The organism is Mordavella massiliensis (assembly GCF_016901695.1).
GTDB lineage: Bacteria > Bacillota > Clostridia > Lachnospirales > Lachnospiraceae > Claveliimonas > Claveliimonas massiliensis_A.
Map to the genome: position 1 here is coordinate 1 of NZ_JACJKS010000004.1, position 22,084 is coordinate 22,084.

At 57.0% G+C, this 22,084-nt stretch carries 22 protein-coding genes; 18 read left to right on the forward strand and 4 right to left on the reverse strand.

The genetic code is table 11. The annotated features are described in order from the left end of the window. Nucleotides 1-160: 160 nt before the first annotated feature. From H6A20_RS03495 to H6A20_RS03510, 4 genes are all read left to right on the forward strand, one after another. Entirely contained in the window at nt 161-511 is a 351-nt protein-coding gene (locus H6A20_RS03495; RefSeq protein WP_204905785.1) for a hypothetical protein, read from the forward strand. 58 nt (nt 512-569) lie between these two features. Then, nucleotides 570-947, forward strand: a complete 378-nt coding sequence (locus H6A20_RS03500; RefSeq protein WP_204905786.1) for a DUF6483 family protein — start codon at nt 570-572, stop codon at nt 945-947. A gap of 89 nt (nt 948-1,036) precedes the next feature. Further along, complete coding sequence (locus tag H6A20_RS03505) at nt 1,037-1,492, forward strand: MarR family winged helix-turn-helix transcriptional regulator (protein ID WP_204905787.1); 456 nt, start codon at nt 1,037-1,039, stop codon at nt 1,490-1,492. 7 nt (nt 1,493-1,499) lie between these two features. After that, on the forward strand, nt 1,500-2,855 hold the full coding sequence (locus H6A20_RS03510) for an MATE family efflux transporter (protein ID WP_204905972.1): 1,356 nt from the start codon (nt 1,500-1,502) through the stop codon (nt 2,853-2,855). On the opposite strand, the gene H6A20_RS03515 is transcribed toward H6A20_RS03510, so the two are convergent. Continuing rightward, entirely contained in the window at nt 2,822-4,159 is a 1,338-nt protein-coding gene (locus H6A20_RS03515) for an MATE family efflux transporter (protein WP_204905788.1), read from the reverse strand. The genes H6A20_RS03510 and H6A20_RS03515 overlap by 34 nt on opposite strands. 136 nt (nt 4,160-4,295) lie before the next feature. Between H6A20_RS03515 and H6A20_RS03520 the strand changes: the two genes are divergently transcribed. After that, nucleotides 4,296-5,552: a cytochrome c biogenesis protein/redoxin gene (locus tag H6A20_RS03520; RefSeq protein ID WP_204905789.1), complete on the forward strand. Its 1,257-nt coding sequence runs from the start codon at nt 4,296-4,298 to the stop codon at nt 5,550-5,552. 84 nt (nt 5,553-5,636) lie between these two features. Here H6A20_RS03520 and H6A20_RS03525 read toward each other — a convergent pair whose 3' ends face one another. After that, a complete protein-coding gene (locus tag H6A20_RS03525) occupies nt 5,637-6,923 on the reverse strand; it encodes an aspartate aminotransferase type Ic (protein ID WP_204905790.1) in 1,287 nt (428 codons plus the stop codon). A gap of 329 nt (nt 6,924-7,252) precedes the next feature. Here H6A20_RS03525 and H6A20_RS03530 point away from each other — a divergent pair, with 329 nt between their 5' ends. Further along, a complete protein-coding gene (locus H6A20_RS03530) occupies nt 7,253-8,221 on the forward strand; it encodes a Gfo/Idh/MocA family protein (RefSeq protein WP_204905791.1) in 969 nt (322 codons plus the stop codon). Between the two features lie 219 nt (nt 8,222-8,440). Here the strand turns inward: H6A20_RS03530 and H6A20_RS03535 are convergent, their stop codons facing one another. Further along, on the reverse strand, nt 8,441-9,154 hold the full coding sequence (locus tag H6A20_RS03535) for a gamma-glutamyl-gamma-aminobutyrate hydrolase family protein (RefSeq protein WP_204905792.1): 714 nt from the start codon (nt 9,152-9,154) through the stop codon (nt 8,441-8,443). 60 nt (nt 9,155-9,214) lie between these two features. Between H6A20_RS03535 and H6A20_RS03540 the strand changes: the two genes are divergently transcribed. Both H6A20_RS03540 and rbsK read left to right on the forward strand, forming a co-directional pair. Beyond that, nucleotides 9,215-10,186 (forward strand): dipeptidase, encoded by a 972-nt coding sequence (locus tag H6A20_RS03540; protein WP_204905793.1) that lies wholly within the window; start codon nt 9,215-9,217, stop codon nt 10,184-10,186. Between the two features lie 39 nt (nt 10,187-10,225). After that, the gene (gene rbsK, locus H6A20_RS03545; RefSeq protein ID WP_204905794.1) at nt 10,226-11,116 is read left to right on the forward strand and encodes a ribokinase; all 891 of its coding nucleotides are present in this window, start codon (nt 10,226-10,228) and stop codon (nt 11,114-11,116) included. Nucleotides 11,117-11,429: 313 nt separating this feature from the next. On the opposite strand, the gene H6A20_RS03550 is transcribed toward rbsK, so the two are convergent. Then, on the reverse strand, nt 11,430-12,662 hold the full coding sequence (locus tag H6A20_RS03550; RefSeq protein WP_204905795.1) for an argininosuccinate synthase: 1,233 nt from the start codon (nt 12,660-12,662) through the stop codon (nt 11,430-11,432). A 286-nt stretch (nt 12,663-12,948) separates the two neighbouring features. Between H6A20_RS03550 and argC the strand changes: the two genes are divergently transcribed. The 10 genes from argC to H6A20_RS03600 all read left to right on the forward strand — a co-directional run bounded on the left by argC (nt 12,949) and on the right by H6A20_RS03600 (nt 22,078). Next, nucleotides 12,949-13,989, forward strand: a complete 1,041-nt coding sequence (gene argC / locus H6A20_RS03555; RefSeq protein ID WP_204905796.1) for an N-acetyl-gamma-glutamyl-phosphate reductase — start codon at nt 12,949-12,951, stop codon at nt 13,987-13,989. Nucleotides 13,990-14,001: 12 nt separating this feature from the next. Then, nucleotides 14,002-14,451 carry a GNAT family N-acetyltransferase gene (locus tag H6A20_RS03560; RefSeq protein WP_207750368.1) on the forward strand — a complete coding sequence of 150 codons (450 nt, stop codon included), beginning with the start codon at nt 14,002-14,004 and terminating at the stop codon, nt 14,449-14,451. A gap of 20 nt (nt 14,452-14,471) precedes the next feature. Beyond that, the gene (argJ, locus tag H6A20_RS03565; protein WP_204905797.1) at nt 14,472-15,695 is read left to right on the forward strand and encodes a bifunctional glutamate N-acetyltransferase/amino-acid acetyltransferase ArgJ; all 1,224 of its coding nucleotides are present in this window, start codon (nt 14,472-14,474) and stop codon (nt 15,693-15,695) included. A 5-nt stretch (nt 15,696-15,700) separates the two neighbouring features. Beyond that, a complete protein-coding gene (argB, locus tag H6A20_RS03570; RefSeq protein ID WP_204905798.1) occupies nt 15,701-16,597 on the forward strand; it encodes an acetylglutamate kinase in 897 nt (298 codons plus the stop codon). Then, nucleotides 16,590-17,768: an aspartate aminotransferase family protein gene (locus tag H6A20_RS03575; protein ID WP_204905799.1), complete on the forward strand. Its 1,179-nt coding sequence runs from the start codon at nt 16,590-16,592 to the stop codon at nt 17,766-17,768. Before argB ends, H6A20_RS03575 begins: the two co-directional genes overlap by 8 nt. A gap of 79 nt (nt 17,769-17,847) precedes the next feature. Then, the gene (locus H6A20_RS03580; RefSeq protein ID WP_204905800.1) at nt 17,848-18,279 is read left to right on the forward strand and encodes a DMT family transporter; all 432 of its coding nucleotides are present in this window, start codon (nt 17,848-17,850) and stop codon (nt 18,277-18,279) included. 90 nt (nt 18,280-18,369) lie between these two features. Beyond that, nucleotides 18,370-18,972 carry a helix-hairpin-helix domain-containing protein gene (locus H6A20_RS03585; protein WP_243426112.1) on the forward strand — a complete coding sequence of 201 codons (603 nt, stop codon included), beginning with the start codon at nt 18,370-18,372 and terminating at the stop codon, nt 18,970-18,972. A gap of 26 nt (nt 18,973-18,998) precedes the next feature. Continuing rightward, on the forward strand, nt 18,999-19,688 hold the full coding sequence (locus H6A20_RS03590) for a response regulator transcription factor (RefSeq protein WP_204905802.1): 690 nt from the start codon (nt 18,999-19,001) through the stop codon (nt 19,686-19,688). 58 nt (nt 19,689-19,746) lie between these two features. Next, on the forward strand, nt 19,747-21,114 hold the full coding sequence (locus H6A20_RS03595; RefSeq protein ID WP_243426113.1) for a sensor histidine kinase: 1,368 nt from the start codon (nt 19,747-19,749) through the stop codon (nt 21,112-21,114). 22 nt (nt 21,115-21,136) lie between these two features. Next, a complete protein-coding gene (locus H6A20_RS03600; RefSeq protein ID WP_204905804.1) occupies nt 21,137-22,078 on the forward strand; it encodes a GerMN domain-containing protein in 942 nt (313 codons plus the stop codon). The last annotated feature ends 6 nt before the right edge of the window (nt 22,079-22,084 follow it).

The following is a 22,084-nucleotide window of genomic DNA, read 5'->3' on the forward strand; positions in this document are numbered from 1 at the left end:
TCTAACGCAGCATTAGCTGCATCTGTTTTTCTATTACATTCAGGAAAATCTCAATGCTTTTAATTCCCATTATCAGCAGAGAGATTAGCGGATGCGGCTTTAGCAGGAAGGCGGACAGTGCAGTCTCTTTGCATTCCATTTTCAAAAGGAGGCTGTGCGTATGACAAATGCAAACATGAACGACGCGTTACCTGTCAACCGGACGTTTAAGTCCACCCTGTTTATCATGCTGTTCGAGGACAAGAAGAACCTGCTGGAACACAGGGCGGAGGCGAGAGCGATGAGTATATTTGAGTATGATCAGGAGAGGCATATGCAGCAGGAGCGCGAGGCCGGAATTGAGAAAGGCCGGCGTCAGGGTGAAGAGCAGCTGCTGCGCAGGCAGGTACAGAAGAATCTTGGCAGAGGTATGCAGGTTGCCGAGATTGCGGAACTGCTGGATGAGTCAGAGGAGCGGATCCGGGAGATCATAGATATGTGTGCGGCGGATGAAGCGCAGGAGGGAAAGTAAATCAATCATAGAATAAGCCGGCTTAGCCGGCTCATTCTATGATATAAGGAGGACAGAAATGATAGAGGACAAGGATTATATCATGCGGCTCGTGCACGAGATCGCGCGCATGCTGATCCGGATGATCTTTAACAGGGACATTGACAGGGAGGGAGAGCTCCCGGTGGCAGAAGAGCTGCTGGAGCGCTATCAAACATATATGGCCATGATCGATGACGGACAGATCAACGAGGCGGAGAACCGGCTTCTCGATGAGATGGATCTCCGGGCCCCGGCATATTTTGAGATGGCGCTGCGCTTTTACGAGAAGTTGGGGAGCAAGAGCGAGGAGTTCCTGGAAGAACACGATTACACCCAGGACGAGGTGCTGGACGGCATGAAGTATGTAGTGGACTGCTACGGCTATGGGGATCTGTGGGATCCGGTCAGCAGATAAAAGGGAAGGCGGTATTGACACATGCCGCCTTTTGTTGTACACTGCATATTGTTTACAAGTAAACTATAAGCGCATGGAAGGAGAACGAAATGCAAAAGACAGTTGAGGCCATGCTTGGGTATTTTACGCAGATCCGCCAGGTGTATGCAGGGGAGCTGAACCGGCGGTTTGAAAAGGAGAAGTTCTCTCCCAATGAGATGTCTGTGCTGATCCTTCTGTCCAACAACCGGACCATTGATACGGCCAGCCAGATGCGGGTCGTGCTGGGGGTCTCCAAAGGGCTGGTGAGCCGCAGCATTGAGTCGCTGGCAGAAAGAGGCCTGGTAGAGTGCAGGCAGGATGAGAGGGACAGGCGCATCCAGAGGGTCTGCCTGACCGGGGCGGCGGCGCCCTTCGTGCGCAGGCTGAACGAAGAGATTGGCAGGATCAACAGAGAAGTGCTGGCAGATATCTCCCAGGAGGAGATCGATCAGATGGAGAACACAATGATGAAAGTTCTGCAAAAGTTTACAGAGAAAGATTTAAGTGTCAAGGAGATGGATTAGAATGAAGATGGAGATGTCCAGAGAGGTGGACCTTGGAAAGGAGCCGGTGGGGCGGCTTCTGATGACGCTGGCAGTGCCGGCCATCACATCCCAGCTTGTGAACGCCCTCTACAATATGGTGGACCGGATGTATATCGGCCATATCCCTGAGACAGGGGCGGCCGCGCTGACCGGCGTCGGGGTCTGCTTCCCGCTCATTATGATCATATCCGCCTTTGCCAGCCTGATCGGGCAGGGCGGCGCGCCGAGAGCCAGCATATATATGGGCAAGCAGGACAAAGAGACGGCGGAAAAAATACTGGGGAACTGCTTTGCGACGCTGCTTGTCATTGCCGTGGCTCTGACGGGGCTGACGCTGGCGTTTCAGCGGCCCCTCCTCCTTCTGTTCGGAGCCAGTGAAAATACCATCGGCTACGCGGTGGAGTATATGAGCATCTATGCGGTGGGCACCGTTTTTGTGCAGCTGACGCTGGGGATGAACATGTTTATCTCCGCCCAGGGATTTTCCAGGATCAGCATGCTCACGGTGGTGATCGGCGCTGTGACCAATATCGTGCTGGATCCGGTATTTATCTTCCTTTTTGATATGGGTGTGGCGGGGGCTGCGCTGGCGACCGTTCTCTCCCAGGCGCTCTCCGCTGTGTGGGCGGTCCGGTTCCTGTGCGGGAAGCGGACGGTGCTGCGGCTTAGGAAGGAGAACTTCCGGGTCAGGCGGGGGATCCTTATGCCCTGCATCGGGCTGGGCGTGGCGCCTTTTGTCATGCAGTCCACGGAGAGTATCCTTGTGCTCTGCTTTAATTCCTCCCTCCTCAAGTACGGCGGGGACCTGGCGGTCGGGGCCATGACGATCCTGTCCAGCATCATGCAGTTCGCCATGCTGCCGCTGCAGGGCTTTACCCAGGGAGGGCAGCCCATCATCAGCTTTAACTACGGGGCGGGCGACATGAAGCGGGTGAGGCGGGCGTTTCAGCTGCAGACGGCCTGCTGCCTGATCTATGCCTTTGTGCTGTGGGCTGCGGTGGAATTGTTCCCGGGCCTTTTTGTGGCCATTTTCACCAACGATCCGCAGCTTGCGCAGATCACAAAGTGGGCGCTCCGGATCTATATGGCCTGCGTCGTGCTCATGGGCATCCAGATCTCCTGCCAGCAGTCCTTTATCGCGCTTGGCAATTCCAGGATCAGCGCGTTTCTTGCCATCTTCCGCAAGATCATCGTGCTGATCCCGCTCATCTACATCCTGCCTGCGTTCATGGGGGATAAAGTGTTTGCCGTGTTCCTGGCGGAGCCCATTGCGGACGCAGCGGCGGTCACCGCCACGAGCCTCATGTTCTACAGGGAGTTCCGGCGTCTGATGCGCCGGTAGCAGAGAACCCCGGTCAGGTCCGCCAGCGCCCAGCCGATGGGAACGGACATCCAGATGCCGGTGACGCCGACCGCGGGGATGGCGGACAGGGTGTAGGCCAGCACCACGCGTGTGCCAAGGGAGATGACTGTCAGCACGACAGACATACCGGGCCGCGCGATGGCGCGGTACAGGCCGTACAGAAGGAACAGAAGGCCGATGCCGAAGTAGAAGGCCCCTTCAATGCGCAGGTAATGTACGCCGGCGGCGATGATCTCTGTCTCGCCGGCAGATATAAAGAGCTGCATCAGCGGCTCCGCAAAGAGGCAGACGAGAAGGCTGATCAGGAGGCAGAAGAACAGCGCGCATAAAAAGGCGCTCTTCATGCCTTTCTGGATGCGGTCTTCTTTTTTTGCTCCATAATTCTGGGCGATGAAAGTGGAAAAGGCATTGCCGAAGTCCTGTACCGGCATGTAGGCAAAGGAATCGATCTTCACAGCGGCCGCGAAGGCGGCCATGATCACAGGGCCGAAGCTGTTGACAAGCCCCTGTACCATGAGGATGCCGAAGTTCATCACAGACTGCTGGAGACAGGTGAGAAAGGAGAAGCCGGTGATCTCATGGAAAACGGCGCGGTCCCGGTGCATATGAGTCCTGCCCGGCATCAGATCCCGGAAGCGGAACCATGTGTAGGCGGCAAGGCCGGCTCCTGCGGCGTACTGGGACAGGATGGTGGCAAACGCTGCGCCTGCCACGCCCCAGGAAAAGACGACGACAAATACGAGGTCCAGCACGATGTTCATGACAGCCGAGACGGCCAGGAAGAGGAGCGGGACACGGGAATTGCCGACGGAGCGGAGCAGGCACGCAAAATAGTTGTAGAGAAATGTGGCGGTGATGCCTGCAAAGATGACGAGAAGGTAGTCCCGCATCAGCGCGGTGATGGAGTCCGGTACGCGCAGGAACCAGATGATCCCGTCAATGCCGAGAAAGACGGCGAGGTTGACGGCGGCCGTCACAATACCGATAAAGACAAAGGACTGGAAGATGCCGTTTTTCATGCGGTCAAGATCTCCCCGGCCGAAGCTGATGGAGAAGGACGCGCCGCTCCCCATGCACAGGCCCAGGATGATGGATGTCAGAAATGTCATGAGCGTGTAGGCGGACCCGACAGCCGCTAGGGCATCGGCGCCGAGAAAGCGCCCTACGATGACCGTGTCCGCGATGTTGTAGCACTGCTGGAGCAGATTGCCGGCGATCATGGGAAGGGCGAAAAGAAGTAGGCTTTTTGTGATATTTCCGGTTAAAAGTTTGCTGTCCTGCATGGTAGCACCTCCGCAGAATATTATAAAAGTTTACGGGGCAGGTGTCAATTTTTGTGAGCGGGTCACAAAACCGGTTGACGGCCCAGACAAAACCGGCTATGATGGAGAAAAATTTTTAGGATCCAGGGAGGCCTGTATGGGATTTGATCTTACTGTAAGTATACCGGTTCTGACGGTGTTTGCGCAGGGCGTATTGAGTTTTCTTTCGCCCTGTGTATTCCCGCTGATCCCCCTCTATATCGGATATCTGTCGGGCGGCGCCGGCACAAAGGATGCCCGGGGGAACTGGCACTACCCGCGGCGCAGGGTGCTGGTGAACACCCTGTTCTTTGTGCTTGGCATCAGCTTTACCTTTTTCCTTTTGGGCCTCGGCTTCTCGGCCGCAGGCAGCTTTTTTCAGGAACACCAGAATGTGTTTGCGAAGGCGGGCGGCGTCCTTGTTGTGATCCTGGGGCTCTACCAGCTTGGGGTGTTCGGCTCTTCCAGGCTTCTTGGCAACGAGCACCGGCTGCCCTTCCGTATGGACCATATGGCGATGTCGCCTCTGACAGCCCTGCTGATGGGATTTTCCTTCAGTTTTGCCTGGACGCCCTGCGTGGGGCCGGCGCTCTCCAGCGTGCTTCTTATGACGGCTTCCGCGGCTACAAGGGCAAAAGGGTTTCTTATGATCGGCGTGTACACGCTGGGCTTCATCCTGCCGTTTCTGGCAGTGGGGCTTTTTACGACCACGCTTCTTAGGCTGTTCAGGCAGCACGCCGGCATTGTGCGGTACACGGTCCGGATCGGCGCAGTCCTCATGATCGCCATGGGGCTTATGATGTTCACCGGGAAAATGAATGCGATCACCGGCTATCTGTCCGGCGTCGGCAGCCAGGAAGCGGAGGCCGGAAGGCCAGATGAGGAAGCGGGCGGGAAAGAAGACGATCCTGCCGGGGAGAAGGAGGATGATTCCGGTGCGGCGATCCGTTTTACCCTGACGGATCAGTACGGCGCATCCCACAGCCTGGAGTCGTACCGGGGGAAGGTGGTCTTTTTAAATTTCTGGGCGACCTGGTGCGGACCCTGCCGGATGGAGATGCCGGATGTGCAGAAACTCTATGAGACATATGCGGCCCGGGGCGGGGAGGCGGAGGCAGTGATCCTCGGCGTGGCGGCGCCTGGTATCGGAGGCGAAGGCACGAAAGAGGAAGTGGCCGCCTTTATGGAAGAGAACGGGTACACCTACCCGGTGCTCATGGATGAGACAGGGGAAGTGAGCGCTATGTTCGGCATCAGCGCCTATCCCACGACGTTCATGATCGATGAGAGCGGGGAAGTGTTCGGCTATGTGAGCGGTATGCTCAGCTATGACAATATGGAAGATATCATCAGGCAGACCATGGAAGGAAGATAGAAGGAAGACAAGAGACGGCTGCCTAAAACAGAAAAAGCTGTACATCGCAAGCGGTGCACAGCTTTTTGTTTCTAAAGAAACGATTTATTTACTTTCGAGTATTTTGTCAATGCTCACAAGCTTGACGCTCAGGACGAAGATCTCTGTGGCAACCTTCAGCTCTTCCGCAGTCGGATAGGAGGGTGCGATGCGGATGTTGCTGTCCTGCGGATCTTTTCCGTAGGGGAAGGTGGCACCTGCCTCTGTCATGATCAGGCCTGCCTCTTTTGCCTTGGCGACAATCTTCTTTGCGCAGCCGGGCATGGAGTCAAAGGAGATGAAGTAGCCGCCGCGGGGAGCCAGCCAGGAACCGATGCCGAGACCGCCGATCTCGCGCTCCAGTGTGTGGAGGACAGCCTCGAACTTGGGGCGCATGATATCCGCATGCTTTTTCATGTGCTGCACCATGCCGTGGATATCCTTGAAGTATCTGGCGTGGCGGAGCTGGTTCACCTTGTCGTGCCCGATGGTCTGGATCTGCATCTGCTCCCGGATCGCCTTCAGGTTGTCTGTGGAAGCGGCGATGGCTGCGATGCCGGAGCCGGGGAAACTGATCTTGGAGGTGGAGGAGAACTTGTATACCATGTCAGGATGGCCCTCCTTCTTGCACTCCATCAGGATCTCGATGAGGTAATCCTGTTTGTCCTCATATAAGTGGTGGATGCCGTACGCATTGTCCCAGAAAATACGGAAGTCCTCAGCCGCCGGATTCAGTTTTGCAAAGCGGTGCACGGTCTCATCCGAGTAGGTGATGCCCTGGGGGTTGGAGTACTTCGGGACACACCAGATCCCCTTGATGGCGGGATCCGTGCTTACAAGCTCCTCCACGATATCCATGTCCGGGCCGGTGGGGGTCATGGGCACGTTGATCATCTCGATGCCGAAGTATTCCGTGATCTTGAAATGCCTGTCGTAGCCGGGCACAGGACATAAGAATTTCACCTTATCAAGTTTGCACCAGGGCGTGCTGCCCATGACGCCGTGTGTCATGGAGCGGGCGATCGTATCGTACATGATGTTCAGGCTGGAGTTGCCGAAGATCACAATGTTGTCCTTTGGCACTTCCATCATGTCGGCGAGAAGCTGCTTTGCCTCGCGGATGCCGTCCAGGACGCCGTAGTTGCGGCAGTCTACGCCCTCTTCGCAGACAAGGTCAGAGCTGCTGTTTAAGACATCCATCATGCCCATGGAAAGGTTCAACTGTTCCGTGGACGGTTTGCCGCGGGACATGTCAAGCTTCAGGCCCCGGGATTTTACTTCTTCAAACTCCGCTTCCAGCTCAGATTTGATCTTTAACAGTTCTTCCTTTGACAATTCTTCATAAGGTGTCATCCTTGCATCCTCCGTCTCATTTCATTTCTTACTTATATAAATACACTCAATGCTAACATTGTAGCTGGAAAGTGAACTTTCGTCAATCGTTTCCTGCAAAAATGTTTTGTATACGGGAATAATTGTAAGAAATATCAAGAAAAATGAAATTTTAAAAGGTTTTTCATTCATTTTTAAGAGCGAAATACGTTTGGGGAGACTGGTTCCTCCTGCAGGGATGCGAGGGGGCTTCTTTACTTCGCCGGGGACAGGTGGTATAGTACAAAAAAGAAAACAAGCCGGCGGGCCGGAGAAAGATTCCGGCTGCATCCGGGAACAGGAGGCAGGATATGAACGTAGGTATTTTAGGAGCGGGCAGGATCGCGGTCACCATGGCGAGGACCCTGAATGGAATGAAGGAGGCAGAGTGCTACGCAGTGGCATCCAGGAATCTGGAAAAGGCGCAGAAATTTGCAGTGGACAATCATGTGGAGAAGGCGTACGGCTCCTATGAGGAGATGCTCTTAGATGAGAACGTGGATCTCGTGTATGTTGCAACGCCTCACTCCCATCACCTGGAGCACGCGAAGCTGTGCATCTCCTACGGGAAGCCGGTTCTGTGCGAAAAGTCGTTCACAGCCAATGCGGCGCAGGCAAGGGAGCTTCTCGACTATGCGGCAGAAAAAAAGGTGTTTATAACAGAAGCGATCTGGACGCGGTACATGCCGTCCAGAAAGATGATCGATGATATCATCGCATCGGGAGAGCTGGGAGAGATCAAGATGCTCACCGCAAACCTGGGGTACGAGCTGACGGATAAGGACAGGATGCTGCGGCCGGATCTGGCGGGCGGAGCCCTTCTGGATGTGGGCGTCTACACCCTTAACTTTGCAAGCATGGTGCTGGGGGACGACGTGGTGAAGATGACCTCCGAGTGTGTGAAGACGGACACCGGCGTGGATGGGCAGGACGCCATTATCCTCACATACCGCGACGGAAAGCTGGCGGTCCTTCACACCGGCATGTGGGCAGATACAGAGCAGTATGGCATCGTTTACGGCACAAAAGGCTATCTGATCGCGTGCAATATCAACAACATTGACGTGATCCGGATCTACGCGCCGGACAGGAGCCTGATCCGCGAAGTGAAAGTGCCGGAGCAGATCACGGGGTATGAGTACGAGGTTCTGGCGTGCAAACGCGCCCTTGCCGCTGGCGAGCTCGAGTGCGGGGAGATGCCTCACGCAGAGACCATGCGGATCATGGAGTGGATGGACGCGCTGCGGAAAGAGTGGGGGATCGTGTATCCATTTGAATAGCAAGTAAAAGCGGACGTAACACTTTTTAAAAGTGTTACGTCCGCTTTTACTTGTACTGGTGTGCTATTGTGTTTTTTGTCTTTAGAAAACAAATAGTTTTGTAAATAAAAATGGCTTTTTTTAGCACAGCATCGGCATACTAATAGTCGACAATTTCCTACAATTATCACAATTACACACCAGTTGATGCAATTCCGGACGTAACAGTTTTGAAAAGTGTTACGTCCGGATTTGTTCCGCCTTGCCAACAAAAATGCGGAACAGTCGTCGCATGTTCAGTGAGTGCATCATGCATTCCGGATGCCACTGGACTCCCACTGCAAACGGATGCCCGGGCATTTCCAGCGCCTCGGCGATTCCATCCGGCGCACGGCCAGTGATGGATATCCCTTTTCCGGGGGTCAGGACAGCCTGGTGGTGAAAACTGTTCACAGCCGTGTGATCTCCGAAGATTTCATATAGCATGCTATCTTTTTTGAAGAGAACGGTGTGACAGATATCGCTGCGAAGGCGTGACCGCTGCATGTGGTTGAGGCTTGGTTCTTCCCGGAGGGAGAGGTCCTGCAGGAGTTCCCCTCCGCAGGCGGCATTTAGGATCTGCATGCCGCGGCAGATGGCCAGGACAGGCCTGGCGAGGGGGAGAACATGTTTTAAGAGGCTGATCTGAAATACATCTGTCTTCATATCTGTCTCTCCGGCAGGAGACAGAGGAGGCCGGTGGAGAAGAGCAGGTGTGATATCGCCCCCGCCGCAGAACAGGAACCCATGGCAGCAGGCGGCCATTGTCTGCAGCAGATCATTGCCCTTACCATCCACGCAGGGCAGCACCAGAGGGCAGCCCCCGGCCCGGCATACAGCCGAAATATAGGTGTCCGTGACATACTGCCGGTTGCCGGCAAAGCCGCAGACGACAATCCCGATCACAGGCGTCATACTGTTTCCTCCGCGTCCATAATGTAGTATAGTATATGTATGAAAAGGAGGGCATACAACATGAATCTCATTGACATGCACTGTGACACGCTCTGGCGGCTCACGGATCTGGGCGGCAGGGGCGACCTGCTGGAGAACGACGGATCTGTCAGCCTCCGCCTTCTGGAAAAGGAAAAGGCGCTGGCCCAGGTGTTTGCCTGTTTCGTACACCGGGACGCAATGGAGGGGGAGAGCGGGCAGGAACAGTATGATGCCGGCTATCAGCACGTTTTATCCATGCTCGCATATTTGCAGGAGCAGGTCGGAAAGTATGCGGACCGGGCTGCAGTGGCGTCATGCCCGGCAGACATAGAAAGGATCCGCCGCGCCGGAAAGACGGGCGTCATCCCGGCGGTGGAGGAAGGCGGCATCCTGGGAGGGCGGCTGGAGAGGCTGGACACCCTCTTTCAAAAGGGCGTACGCATCATGACCCTCCTTTGGAACTACGAGAACTGCCTGGGGTTTCCGAACAGCCGGGACGGACGCGTGATGGAGAGAGGACTGAAGCCCTTCGGCATCCGGACCGTGGAGCGGATGAACGAACTGGGGATGATGGTGGACGTGTCCCATGCTTCCGACGGCGTGTTCCGGGATGTGCTGCGGCACAGCCGCAAGCCGGTTCTGGCGACCCATTCCAACTGCCGTGCCCTGGCAGACCATCCCCGGAACCTGACGGATGAAATGCTGAAAAAGCTAGGGGAAAAAGGCGGCGCGGCGGGACTGAATTTCTACGGCCCCTTCCTCGGCACGCCAGAAGAATCCGCCCTGGAGGAGATGACAGCCCACATCCTTCATATGATCCATGTGGGCGGAGCGGATCTTCCGGCCATCGGCACAGATTTTGACGGGTTTGATGGCGTGGAACACCTTGACGTCCCGGATACGGGCTGTATGGAGCTGCTGTGGGAAACCCTGCGAAGGGCAGGGCTGTCGGAGGAGCAGTTAGATAAGATCTGGTACAAAAATTTCCTGCGGGTCTGGCGGGAACAGTAAACAGGGATGAAGCGGAATAACAGAGAGGAGAACGAGAGAATGAAACTTGCAGTAGTGGGCAGCATCAATATGGACATGACAGTGACGGCAGAGCGGATCCCGGGGAAGGGGGAGACCCTGCGGGGAGACAGCGTGAGCAGCATCCCCGGAGGAAAGGGGGCCAACCAGGCTGTGGCCATGGCAAAACTTGGCGCAGAGGTGGAGATGTTCGGCTGCGTCGGGGATGACGGCAACGGGGAGACGCTGCTTGAAAACCTCAAAAGAGCCGGGGTAAAGACAGACCATATCCGCGTGCTGAAGGGCGTACCTACCGGTATCGCCATGATCACGGTGGCTGAGAACGACAACACGATCGTGGTCGTCCCCGGCGCCAACGGGAAGGTGGACAGAGGCTACGCGGACAGTATCCGGGAGGAACTCGCGCAGTATGACATGGTTGTCCTGCAGCATGAGATTCCGCTGGACACCGTGTATTATCTCGTGGAACTGTGCCATGGCATGGGGATCCCGGTCGTATTGAACCCGGCGCCGGCGGCAGCAATGCCGGAGAAGATCGTGGAGATGGTGACGTATCTCACCCCCAATGAGCACGAGGCGGTCCTGATCTTTGGAGAGGGGCAAAAGACAGAAGAGATGCTGCGGAAATATCCGGAGAAACTTGTCATCACGCAAGGCTCACGCGGTGTGGTTACCTGCCTGAAAAATGGCGAAATCCTGTGCGTACCGGCCAGAAAGTCGGCTGTTGTGGACACAACGGGAGCGGGGGACACGCTGAACGGGGCTTTCTGCGTCCGGATCTGCGCGGGAGATGACATCCGTGCGGCTCTCACCTACGCCAACACGGCGGCAGGCCTTTCCACGGAGAAATTCGGTGCCCAGAGCGGGATGCCGTCTGCAGCGGAAGTCGGGCGCGAACTGCAGCGGAGGTGACGGACTTCCGGCATGTGAGAGCGGTCTGGCATAAATCCGGACGTAATCTTTTGCAAAAGTATTACGTCCGGATTTGCATCAACTGGTGTGTAATTGTGTTCAATTCTAAGTGAGTGTATAGGCGGCATTTTCAGTTGCCTAGAGAAAAAACAAGGGTTTCCCGACATCGTCAGGGAAACCCATTTCGCTTTTTGACAGACTTATTAAAGTGTTCACAGAAATTGTGAATTAATAGTATGTTTGCCTGACACAATTACGCACCAGTTTGATTGGTTTAGAGCGTAACACTTTTGAAAAGTATTACGTCCCCATTTTATTTACTCTCGCTTTGCGTCTTCGCCTCCTGCATTTTCAGGGCGCGCACCTTGAGGGGCAGCCCGAACAGGGTGATGAATCCGTCCGCGTCGTGGTGATCGTACATGTCGCCGGTGGTGAAGCTTGCCAGCGATTCACTGTACAGGGAGTAGGGGGACGTTGTGCCGGCCTTGATGATGTTGCCTTTGTAGAGTTTGAACTTCACTTCCCCGGTCACGTACTCCTGGGTGCTCTCCACGAACGCCTGGATCGCCTCGCGAAGCGGGGTGTACCATTTGCCCTCGTAGATCACCTGGGACAGCTTGTTCGCCATCTCCTTTTTGACCTCGGCGGTGGCACGGTCAAGAACAAGCTCCTCCAACTGCTGGTGCGCCTCGTAGAGGATCGTTCCGCCGGGCGTCTCGTACACGCCGCGGGATTTCATGCCGACAACGCGGTTTTCCACGATGTCAACGATGCCGATCCCGTGCCTGCCGCCCAGCTCGTTCAACTTGCAGATGATGTCGGACACCTTCATCTCCACGCCGTTGATGCTTTTGGGCACGCCTTTTTCAAACGTCATTGTCACATATTCGGGCGCGTCCGGCGCCTTCTCCGGCGTCACGCTCATGACGAGCAGATCGTCGTAGTTGGGCTCGCAGGCGGGATCTTCCAGTTCCAGGCCCTCGTGGCTGATGTGCCACAGATTGCGGTCCCGGCTGTAGCTGTGCTTTGCGTCAAAGGGAAGATCGATGCCGTGTGCTTTGCAGTATGCGATCTCGTCCTCACGGGACTGCATGGTCCACAGGTCGGTCATACGCCAGGGAGCGATGATCTTGATGTCCGGAGCCAGGGCCTTGATGCCGAGCTCGAAGCGGATCTGATCGTTGCCTTTTCCGGTTGCGCCGTGGCAGATGGCGACGGCCCCCTCTTTTCTCGCGATCTCCACAAGTTTCTTCGTGATGGCGGGGCGGGCCATGGCCGTGCCGAGCAGGTATTTGTTCTCATAGACGGCGTTCGCCTGCACGCAGGGAACGATGTAGTTGTCACAGAAATCATCCACGATATCTTCTATATATAATTTGGCGGCGCCGGACATCTTTGCTCTCTCCTGGAGCCCTTCCAGCTCTTCTCCCTGTCCGCAGTTTACGCAGCAGCAGATGACATCGTAGCCGAATGTCTCCTTGAGCCACGGGATAACGGCTGTTGTGTCGAGTCCGCCTGAATATGCCAGTACTACTTTTTCTTTCATCGTATGTTCCTCCTGAAATGAATCGTCTTAATCGCAAGGATTACTATACACTAAAATTCATATTTATGCAATACAAAATTTGAGTAAAATGTGATATATTTAAATATACAAAGAAAACAGAATAAAAAACTTGCATATTATACAAAATAGATGTATAATCATGCAATGCTGGGATCGTGAGTGAAAATTCTTTCCGGCAATGGACTTTACATGACGGGAAAAGTGGTATACACTTTAACAAGTGTTATTTTAACAGACGGTATTATATAGGAAAGGATAAGCAGCTATGATAAAAGTTGGGATCATCGGTTCCACAGGCTACGCGGGCGCAGAACTGGTCCGCATCCTGATGGGGCACAAAGACGCGCAGATCGTGTGGTACGGCTCGCGGAGCTATATAGATAAGAAGTATGCGGATGTCTATCAGAACATGTTTCAGATCGTGGACGCGGTCTGCATGGACGATAATATGGAAGAGCTGGCGCAGGCGGCGGACGTGATCTTCACGGCCACGCCCCAGGGTCTGTGCGCTTCCCTTGTGAACGAAGACATTCTCTCAAAGGCAAAGATTATTGACCTGAGCGCGGACTTCCGCATCAAGGACGTGTCGGTTTACGAGGCGTGGTACGGCATTGAACACAAAAGCCCGCAGTATATTAAGGAAGCGGTCTATGGCCTGTGCGAGGTGAACCGGGAGGCTGTGCGGGGCGCAAGGCTGATCGCCAATCCGGGCTGCTACACGACCTGTTCCATCCTCACAGCCTATCCGCTGGCAAAAGAGGGGCTTATCGACATGGACACTCTGATCATCGACGCAAAGTCCGGGACGAGCGGCGCGGGAAGGGGAGCCAAGGTGGCGAATCTTTTTTGCGAAGTCAATGAAAATATGAAGGCCTACGGGATCGCCTCCCACCGGCATACGCCGGAGATCGAGGAGCAGCTCGGCTACGCCTGCGGCCATCCGGTGACGCTGAACTTCACCCCCCATCTTGTCCCCATGAACCGGGGCATTCTGGCCACCGAGTACGCGAAGCTGACAAAAGATGTGACCTGGGCGGACGTACGGGCCGTATATGAGAAGTACTATAAAGGGGAGAAATTTATCCGCCTCCTGGACGAGGGCGTGTTCCCTGAGACGAGATGGGTGGAGGGAAGCAATTACGTGGATATCGGCTTCCGGATCGACAAAAGGACCGGCCGCATCATCCTGATCGGCGCGATCGACAATCTTGTGAAAGGGGCGGCAGGACAGGCGGTGCAGAATATGAACCTCGCCTTCGGACTTCCGGAGGATGAGGGGCTGGATCTCGTGCCCGTGTTCCCGTAGAGGTGAGAGACAATGGTGATCCGTGAGATGACAATGGAGGACTACGAACAGGTATACCGCCTGTGGAAGAAGATCCGGGGCTTCGGCATCCGCAGCATCGACGACTCCCGGGAGGGCGTGGAGCGGTTCCTGAAGCGCAACCCCACCACCAGCGTGGTGGCGGAGGAGGACGGCAGGATCGTGGGAAGCATCCTGTGCGGCCACGACGGCCGGCGGGGCTGCCTCTACCACGTGTGCGTGGATGAGACGCATAGGCGCCGCGGTATCGGGAAGGCTATGGTGGTAAAAGCCATGGAGGCTCTGAAGGCGGAGAAGATCAATAAGGTCTGCCTCATTGCCTTCACGAAGAACGATATCGGAAATGCGTTCTGGAACACCATCGGCTGGACAGAGCGGGAGGACCTGAATTACTATGATTTTGTGCTGAACGACGCCAACATCACGGCGTTTAACGAATCTTAAAGACAAGGAAGGTGGATGAGATGGAGATCATCAAAGGCGGCGTAACTGTGGCAAAAGGATTTGAGGCGGCCCACACGGCGGCCGGACTGAAATATAAGGACCGCACGGATATGGCGCTCGTGTACAGCCAGGTTCCGTGCGTGACGGCGGGTACGTTTACAACAAATGTGGTGAAGGCAGCCCCTGTCAAGTGGGATCAGCAGGTTGTAAAGGGCGATAAGAAATCACAAGCTATCGTTGTAAACTCAGGAATTGCTAATGCGTGTACAGGAGAAGAGGGATTCGGCTACTGCAGGGACACGGCGGACAAGGCGGGAGAGACCCTCGGCATTGATCCTGCAGGTGTTCTTATCGGATCTACCGGCGTGATCGGCAGACAGATGCCGGTTGAAAAGCTGAAAAAAGGGATCGAAGCTCTTGCGGGAAGCCGGTCCGGCTCTCTGGAAGCCGGCACGGAGGCGGCAAAGGCCATCATGACGACAGACACGAAGGAGAAGGAGATCGCTGTTGCCATCGACGTGCAGGGAACGACGGTCACCATCGGCGGCATGGCGAAAGGATCCGGGATGATCCACCCCAACATGTGCACCATGCTTGCCTTTATCACGACAGACGCCGTCATCACAAAAGAGGCGCTGCAGAAGGCGCTGAGCGAGGATGTGCCGGATACGTACAACATGATCTCCGTGGACGGGGACACGTCGACAAACGACACGGTCCTCCTTCTGGCCAACGGCCTGGCGCAGAACAGCGAGATCACATACGGCACGCCGGACTATGAGGAGTTCAAAGCGGCGCTCCACGTGATCAACGAGTACCTGGCAAAGCAGATCGCCGGCGACGGCGAGGGGGCCACCGCCCTGTTCGAGGCGAAGGTCACCGGGGCGCAGACAAAGGAGCAGGCCAAAGTGCTGGCCAAATCCATCGTCTGCTCCAACCTGACAAAGACGGCCATCGCCGGACACGACGCCAACTGGGGCAGGATCCTGTGCGCCATGGGATACTCCGGCGCACAGTTTGACCCGGAGAAAGTGGACCTCTTCTTTGAGAGCGCGGCCGGGAAGATCCAGATCATAGAGAACGGCACAGCGGTGGACTACAGCGAGGAGGAGGCTACGAAGATCCTGTCCGAACCGGAGGTGCGGGCCATCGCGGACGTGAAGATGGGCGGGGAGAGCGCCTGCGCCTGGGGCTGCGACCTGACCCACGGATACATAGAGATCAACGCAGATTACAGGAGCTAGGGAAAATGGACAACAACATGCAGAAATACCTGGATAAGGCCGAGGTGCTCATCGAGGCCCTCCCCTACATCCAGCGGTTTAACCGGAAAGTGATCGTAGTAAAATACGGCGGCAGCGCCATGGTGGATGAGACGCTCAAGGAGCGGGTCATCCAGGATGTGACGCTCCTTAAGCTGGTCGGCTTCAAGCCGGTAATCGTCCACGGCGGCGGCAAGGAGATCAGCCGCTGGGTCGGCAAGGTGGGCATGGAGCCCCGCTTTGTGAACGGCCTGCGGGTGACAGACGAGGCCACCATGGAGCTGGCGGAGATGGTCCTGGGCAAAGTCAACAAGGAGCTGGTCCAGTTCGTGGAGGGCCTTGGCGTGCGCGCCATCGGCATCAGCGGAAAGGACGGCGGCCTCCTGCGCGTGACAAAGAAACTCGCAGGCGGGGAGGATATAGGCTATGTGGGGGAAGTAAAGGATGTAAACGCAGCGATCCTGTGGGATCTTTTGGAGAAGGACTTCCTGCCCATTGTGTGCCCCATCGGCCTGGACGACAAGAATGACACCTACAATATCAACGCGGACGACGCGGCCTGCGCCATCGCCCGGGCCATGCATGCGGAAAAGCTGGCCTTCCTGACAGATATCGAGGGCGTGTACAAGGATCCAAAGGACCCGGAGACGCTGATCTCCGAGCTGAAGGTGTCCGAAGCCCGGGAACTGATGGAGCAGGGCTATATCGGCGGCGGGATGCTGCCGAAACTCAACAACTGTATCGATGCGATCGAGAACGGCGTGTCCAGGGTGCATATCCTGGACGGAAGGATCCCCCACTGTCTCCTGCTGGAGATCTTTACGAACAAGGGGATCGGGACCGCCATTCTGGATGACGAAGGGAGCAGATTTTACAATGGCTAACAAATGGATCGACGAGGCGGAGCATGCGCTCCTGCACACATACAACCGCTATCCCATCGTGCTGGAAAGGGGCGAGGGCGTCTACCTCTACGACACGGACGGGAAACAGTATCTGGATTTTGCAGCCGGCATCGCCGTGTGCGGTCTCGGCTACGGACACAGGGCATACACGGAGGCCCTGAAGGCGCAGGTTGACAAGCTTCTTCACACCTCCAACCTCTACTACAGCATTCCGGCGGCGGAGGCGGCCGGGAAGCTGGCGAAAGCGGCGCAGATGGACCGGGTCTTCTTTACAAACAGCGGCACCGAGGCTATCGAGGGAGCCCTGAAGGCAGCCCGGAAATATGCCTTTACAGAGCAGTCCGGCCGCTTTGAATTCATCGCCATGGAGCACTCCTTCCACGGCCGCACCATGGGGGCCGTGGCCGTGACGGGCAACGAGGCGTACCGGACTCCCTTTGAACCGCTGATCGGCGGCGTCCGGTTCGCGACATACAACGACCTGGAGAGCGTCCGGGCCCAGATGAACGAAAAGACCTGTGCGGTCATCCTGGAGACGCTGCAGGGGGAGGGAGGCATTCACCCCATCGATCCGGCCTTCCTCGCCGGCGTGCGCAGGCTCTGCGATGAGAACGGCGTTCTCCTGATCCTGGATGAGATCCAGTGCGGCATGGGCCGGACCGGCGCCATGTTCGCCTGGCAGGACTACGGTGTGAAGCCGGACATCATGGCCATGGCAAAAGCCATCGGCGGGGGCGTGCCGGTGGGGGCCTTTGCCATGACGGAGAAGGTGGCTGCAAAGTCGCTGGCCCCGGGGGACCACGGCACCACCTACGGGGGCAACCCGCTCGCCTGCGCCGCGGTCAGCGCCGTGCTGGACATTTTTGAGGAGGAGCACCTGCTGGAGCATGTGCGGGAAGTGGGCGCCTATCTGGAGGAGAAGCTGGATGAGCTGGCAGCCCGCAGGGACTCTGTGAAGGAGCGCCGGGGCAAGTGCCTGATGCAGGGACTGGAGCTTGCGGTCCCGGTGGGAGAGGTGATCGCCCGGGCACAGGAGGAAGGACTTCTCGTCATTTCTGCTGGAGGCAACGTGCTTCGCATCGTGCCGCCCCTTGTCATCACGAAGGAGCACGTGGACGAGATGATCGGGAAACTGGACAAAGCGCTTTAGGAGAGCAGATAGGAGAATAGGACGGACCGGCTTTGGGGAATACTAATCCTGACCAAAACAGGAAAGGAGGTATTTCCTCATGGCCGGTTTTTTTATTGCGCTCCTCTCCGGTGCGCTCATGAGCGTGCAGGGCGTGTTCAACACCCAGGTGACAAAGACGACAGGGGCCTCGGTGAGCAATGTGTGGGTCCAGTTCTCCGCCCTGGCCGTCTGCTTTGGCATCTGGCTGTGCGCGGGGCGGGAAAGCCTCGGCGCCCTGGCGCGGGTGGAGCCCAGATACATGCTTCTCGGAGGCGCCATCGGCGCCGGCATCACCTGGACCGTCATCCGGAGCATGGACCAGCTTGGGCCTGCAAAGGCGGCCCTCCTCATCGTCATCGCCCAGCTCCTTGTGGCCTACCTGATCGAGCTTCTGGGGCTGTTCGGGGTGGAGCAGGAGCCCTTTGCCTGGAGAAAGGCGGGGGGCATGGCCCTGGCCCTGATTGGAGTTGCAATTTTCCAGTGGAAATAGTACAATGGGTGTACCGCCGGAGAGATGCCGGCGGTATCTGGGCATAAAGAGGGGTGTCCGCGGCCGCAGGACGGCTGTCAGGAGGTTTTTATGCTTAGAGGACCGAAGAAGGTAGTTTTTCTTTTTGTAATTGTGGCAGTGATCCTTGCCGGATGCCGCCGGGAGGCGCAGACTTCCGGGCTGCAGGAGGTGTCTCTTGAGAAGGAGGCGCCGGAAAGCGGCGGGCAGCAGGAGGAAGAGGAGGCCGGCGCTCTCCGGGAGGGCACCGTGTTCGTCTATGTCTGCGGGCAGGTCGCCTCGCCGGGCGTCTACGAGCTGACGGAAGGCGCCAGGGTGTACGAGGCGCTGGAGGCTGCAGGCGGAGCCCTTGACGGCGGGTATCCGGAGAGCCTGAACCTGGCCCAGGAAGTCCAGGACGGGCAGAAGCTCTATGTGCCCACGCAGGAGGAGGCCCTGGCAGGCGGGATTCCCCAGGAGGGCGGCCCGGGAGGGGGCGCGCAGGCGAAGGTGAACCTGAATACGGCCGGGCTGGAGGAACTCATGACCCTGACCGGGATCGGGCAGACGAGGGCGGAAGCCATCCTTGCCTACCGGGAGGAGCAGGGGCAGTTCCGGGCGCCGGAGGACATCATGAACGTGGACGGCATCAAGGAAGGCATCTACGAGAAGCTGAAAGATGAGATCACTGTGTAGAGACCAAGTGGAGCAAGGGAGAGTTTATGGGCTGGAAAGTATTGGTTGTTGACGACGAGAAACTGATCGTGAAGGGGATCCGCTTCAGTCTGGAGCAGGACGATATGGAGGTGGACTGCGCCTACGACGGAGAGGAGGCGCTGCGGCTTGCCGCTGAGAATACATACGACATCATCCTTCTGGACGTGATGCTGCCGAAGTGCGACGGCTTTGAAGTGTGCAGGCGGATCCGGGAGTACTCGGACGTGCCCGTCATCATGCTGACCGCAAAGGGGGAGGACATGGACAAGATCCTCGGCCTGGAGTACGGCGCCGACGACTATATCACCAAGCCATTCAATATCCTGGAGGTAAAGGCGCGGATCAAGGCCATCATCCGCCGCACGGGGAAGAGCCGGGAGGCGAAGGAGAACACCGGCCTCATCGTGAAGGGCGAGATGAAGATCGACTGCGAGAGCCGGCGCGTGGAGATCGGGGAGCGGGAGATCAACCTCACAGCCAAGGAATTCGATCTGCTGGAGCTTCTGGCAAACCATCCGGGCAAGGTGTACAGCAGGGAGAACCTGCTGAACATCGTGTGGGGGTACGAGTACCCGGGCGATGTGCGCACGGTGGACGTACATATCCGAAGGCTCCGGGAGAAGATCGAGGCGAATCCGAGCGATCCGAAATACGTGTACACGAAGTGGGGAGTTGGTTACTATTTCAGGGGTTAGAGTATATTTCAGAAACCATTTTCTTAAGAGTCTGAAGTTTCGTATTATTTTTCTTTTCATGGCGGTGGGGATCCTTCCCTGTATTGTCTTGAAAGCCATTATCCTGGAGAGCTATGAGAACCGGGCGGTCGATGTGCAGACAGCCCGGCTGCAGAATCAGTGCAAGATCTTAAGTGATCAGATCGGCGCCGGCGGCTACGCGGACGCGCAGATGCCGGAGACGCTGCTGGTGGAGCTTACGCACCTGGCGGATGTCTACAACGGCAGGATCCTTCTTGTCAACGGGCAGTATGAGATCACGGAGGACACCTTTGACCTGGATACGGGCAAGATCCTGGTGTCGGAGAATGTGATGCAGTGCTTCGAGGGGAAGGAGACAAAGATCTACGATGCGAAGCAGCGGTATATAGAGGTGACCTGTCCTGTGTATGCGCCGGACGGAAGCCGGGTGGCGGGCGTCCTTCTGACGAGCATACCCGCGGATTTTGTCCTGGAGAGTCTGGACGCGCTGAACCACATCGCCTGGGTGGCAGTGGGCGTGATCGCGCTTCTGGTGGCGACTCTTGCGGCGGCGCTCGGCCCGGTCATGGTGCGGCCCTTCGCGAGGATCACCTCCTCCATCGAAGCGGTGAACGAGGGGTATGACGCCAACTATCTGCACGAGAACGCCTACACGGAGACGACGCTTATCTCCGAGGCCTTCAACAAAATGCTGGGACGCCTGAAGACGCTGGATGATTCCAGACAGGAATTTGTGGCCAACGTGTCCCATGAGCTGAAGACGCCCATCACTTCCATGAAGGTGCTGGCGGATTCCCTTCTTGGACAGGAGGATGTGCCTGTCGGACTCTACCGGGAGTTTATGGGGGACCTGTCCGAGGAGATCGAGAGGGAGGACAAGATCATCAACGACCTGCTCTCTCTTGTGAAGATGGACAAGACGGCGTCCGCCCTGGATGTGAAGCAGACGAATATCAACGAACTGGTGGAGAGGATCCTGAAGCGGCTGCAGCCCATAGCGGCGGCCGCCAACGTGGAAGTTGTCTTTGAGAGCTTTCGTCCGGTAAACGCAGAAGTTGACGAGGTAAAGCTTTCACTTGCTATTTCAAATCTGGTGGAGAATGCGGTGAAGTACAATACAAAGGGCGGCTGGATCCATGTGTCCCTGAATGCGGACCACAAGTACTTCTATATTGAAGTGGCGGATTCCGGCATCGGCATTCCCCAGGAAGCGCAGGAGCATATCTTTGAGAGATTTTACCGGGTAGATAAATCCCACTCCCGGGAGATCGGCGGCACCGGGCTCGGGCTTTCCATCGCCCGCAGCGCGGTGGTGCTGCACCGGGGGGCCATCAAGGTGTACAGTCAGCCGGGGGAGGGCACGACCTTTACGGTGCGCATCCCGCTGAGCTATGTCGTCGGATAAAAAGGAGGTGCCGGATACGGATATGGAAAAGAAACAAAGAGCAGGCAAAAAAGCGGCCCTGCTTCTGCTTGGAGCCATGGTCCTTGCGGCGCTGTGGGGTTGCGCCGCAAGGGACGGCGTCCGGCCGGGGGAGCAGTATCTCCTCTATGTGGGACAAAAGGGGCAGTCGCTGGTGCCTGTCGCCTGGGAGCCCCCGGAGGGTGACACGGCATCTGCGGTCAGCCAGGCGCTGGATGCGCTGCGGGACCCGGAGGATCCAGACGGGTATGCAAGCCCGGTCCCGGAGCAGGTGTCTGTGGAGATCCGGGATCTTGCAGACGGCAGCCTGGACCTTGCGTTCAGCCCGGAATACGCAGAGATGGAGAAGGGGCGGGAAGTGCTCCTGCGGGCCGCGGTGGTCCAGTCCCTCGTCCAGATCGACGGCGTCAGCCGGGTCCGCTTCTATGTCGGTGAGGAGCCGCTGCGGGAGGCGGACGGCACAGAGACCGGATACATGGATGCGGACGACTTTGTGCGCAGCATCGGGCCGGCCCTCAACTCCTACCGGAAGACGGAGCTTACCCTCTACTTCGCGGACGGGGAGGAGGAGAAGCTGCAGCCCGTGCAGACAACGGTGAGATACAGCAGCAACACGTCCCTGCAGACGCTGATCGTGGAGCAGCTTTTAAAGGGGCCGGCGTCGGACGGATACCGGAGAACCCTGCCGGAGAGCGCGTCTCTTCTCGGGGTCACCGTGCGGGACGGCGTCTGCTATGTGAATTTTGACGAAGGATTTCTCTCCCAGGACTATGAAGTGTCCGCGGACCTGGCTGTCTGGTCCCTTGTGAACTCCCTTACGGAGAGCGGGGATGTGCATGCCGTGCAGATCTCCGTGAACGGGGAGACGGACGTCACGTTCCGGGGCACAGTGGACCTTGGCCAGCCGTTTGAGAGGAATCCGGATCTGACGGCGGAGGAAGAGTAGAACGAA

Coding starts and splice junctions, on each gene's coding strand:
- H6A20_RS03495 (WP_204905785.1), top strand. CDS start 161: ATGACAAATGCAAACATGAACGACGCGTTACCTGTCAACCGGACGTTT.
- H6A20_RS03500 (WP_204905786.1), top strand. CDS start 570: ATGATAGAGGACAAGGATTATATCATGCGGCTCGTGCACGAGATCGCG.
- H6A20_RS03505 (WP_204905787.1), top strand. CDS start 1,037: ATGCAAAAGACAGTTGAGGCCATGCTTGGGTATTTTACGCAGATCCGC.
- H6A20_RS03510 (WP_204905972.1), top strand. CDS start 1,500: ATGGAGATGTCCAGAGAGGTGGACCTTGGAAAGGAGCCGGTGGGGCGG.
- H6A20_RS03515 (WP_204905788.1), bottom strand. CDS start 4,159: ATGCAGGACAGCAAACTTTTAACCGGAAATATCACAAAAAGCCTACTT.
- H6A20_RS03520 (WP_204905789.1), top strand. CDS start 4,296: ATGGGATTTGATCTTACTGTAAGTATACCGGTTCTGACGGTGTTTGCG.
- H6A20_RS03525 (WP_204905790.1), bottom strand. CDS start 6,923: ATGACACCTTATGAAGAATTGTCAAAGGAAGAACTGTTAAAGATCAAA.
- H6A20_RS03530 (WP_204905791.1), top strand. CDS start 7,253: ATGAACGTAGGTATTTTAGGAGCGGGCAGGATCGCGGTCACCATGGCG.
- H6A20_RS03535 (WP_204905792.1), bottom strand. CDS start 9,154: ATGACGCCTGTGATCGGGATTGTCGTCTGCGGCTTTGCCGGCAACCGG.
- H6A20_RS03540 (WP_204905793.1), top strand. CDS start 9,215: ATGAATCTCATTGACATGCACTGTGACACGCTCTGGCGGCTCACGGAT.
- rbsK (WP_204905794.1), top strand. CDS start 10,226: ATGAAACTTGCAGTAGTGGGCAGCATCAATATGGACATGACAGTGACG.
- H6A20_RS03550 (WP_204905795.1), bottom strand. CDS start 12,662: ATGAAAGAAAAAGTAGTACTGGCATATTCAGGCGGACTCGACACAACA.
- argC (WP_204905796.1), top strand. CDS start 12,949: ATGATAAAAGTTGGGATCATCGGTTCCACAGGCTACGCGGGCGCAGAA.
- H6A20_RS03560 (WP_207750368.1), top strand. CDS start 14,002: ATGGTGATCCGTGAGATGACAATGGAGGACTACGAACAGGTATACCGC.
- argJ (WP_204905797.1), top strand. CDS start 14,472: ATGGAGATCATCAAAGGCGGCGTAACTGTGGCAAAAGGATTTGAGGCG.
- argB (WP_204905798.1), top strand. CDS start 15,701: ATGGACAACAACATGCAGAAATACCTGGATAAGGCCGAGGTGCTCATC.
- H6A20_RS03575 (WP_204905799.1), top strand. CDS start 16,590: ATGGCTAACAAATGGATCGACGAGGCGGAGCATGCGCTCCTGCACACA.
- H6A20_RS03580 (WP_204905800.1), top strand. CDS start 17,848: ATGGCCGGTTTTTTTATTGCGCTCCTCTCCGGTGCGCTCATGAGCGTG.
- H6A20_RS03585 (WP_243426112.1), top strand. CDS start 18,370: ATGCTTAGAGGACCGAAGAAGGTAGTTTTTCTTTTTGTAATTGTGGCA.
- H6A20_RS03590 (WP_204905802.1), top strand. CDS start 18,999: ATGGGCTGGAAAGTATTGGTTGTTGACGACGAGAAACTGATCGTGAAG.
- H6A20_RS03595 (WP_243426113.1), top strand. CDS start 19,747: ATGGCGGTGGGGATCCTTCCCTGTATTGTCTTGAAAGCCATTATCCTG.
- H6A20_RS03600 (WP_204905804.1), top strand. CDS start 21,137: ATGGAAAAGAAACAAAGAGCAGGCAAAAAAGCGGCCCTGCTTCTGCTT.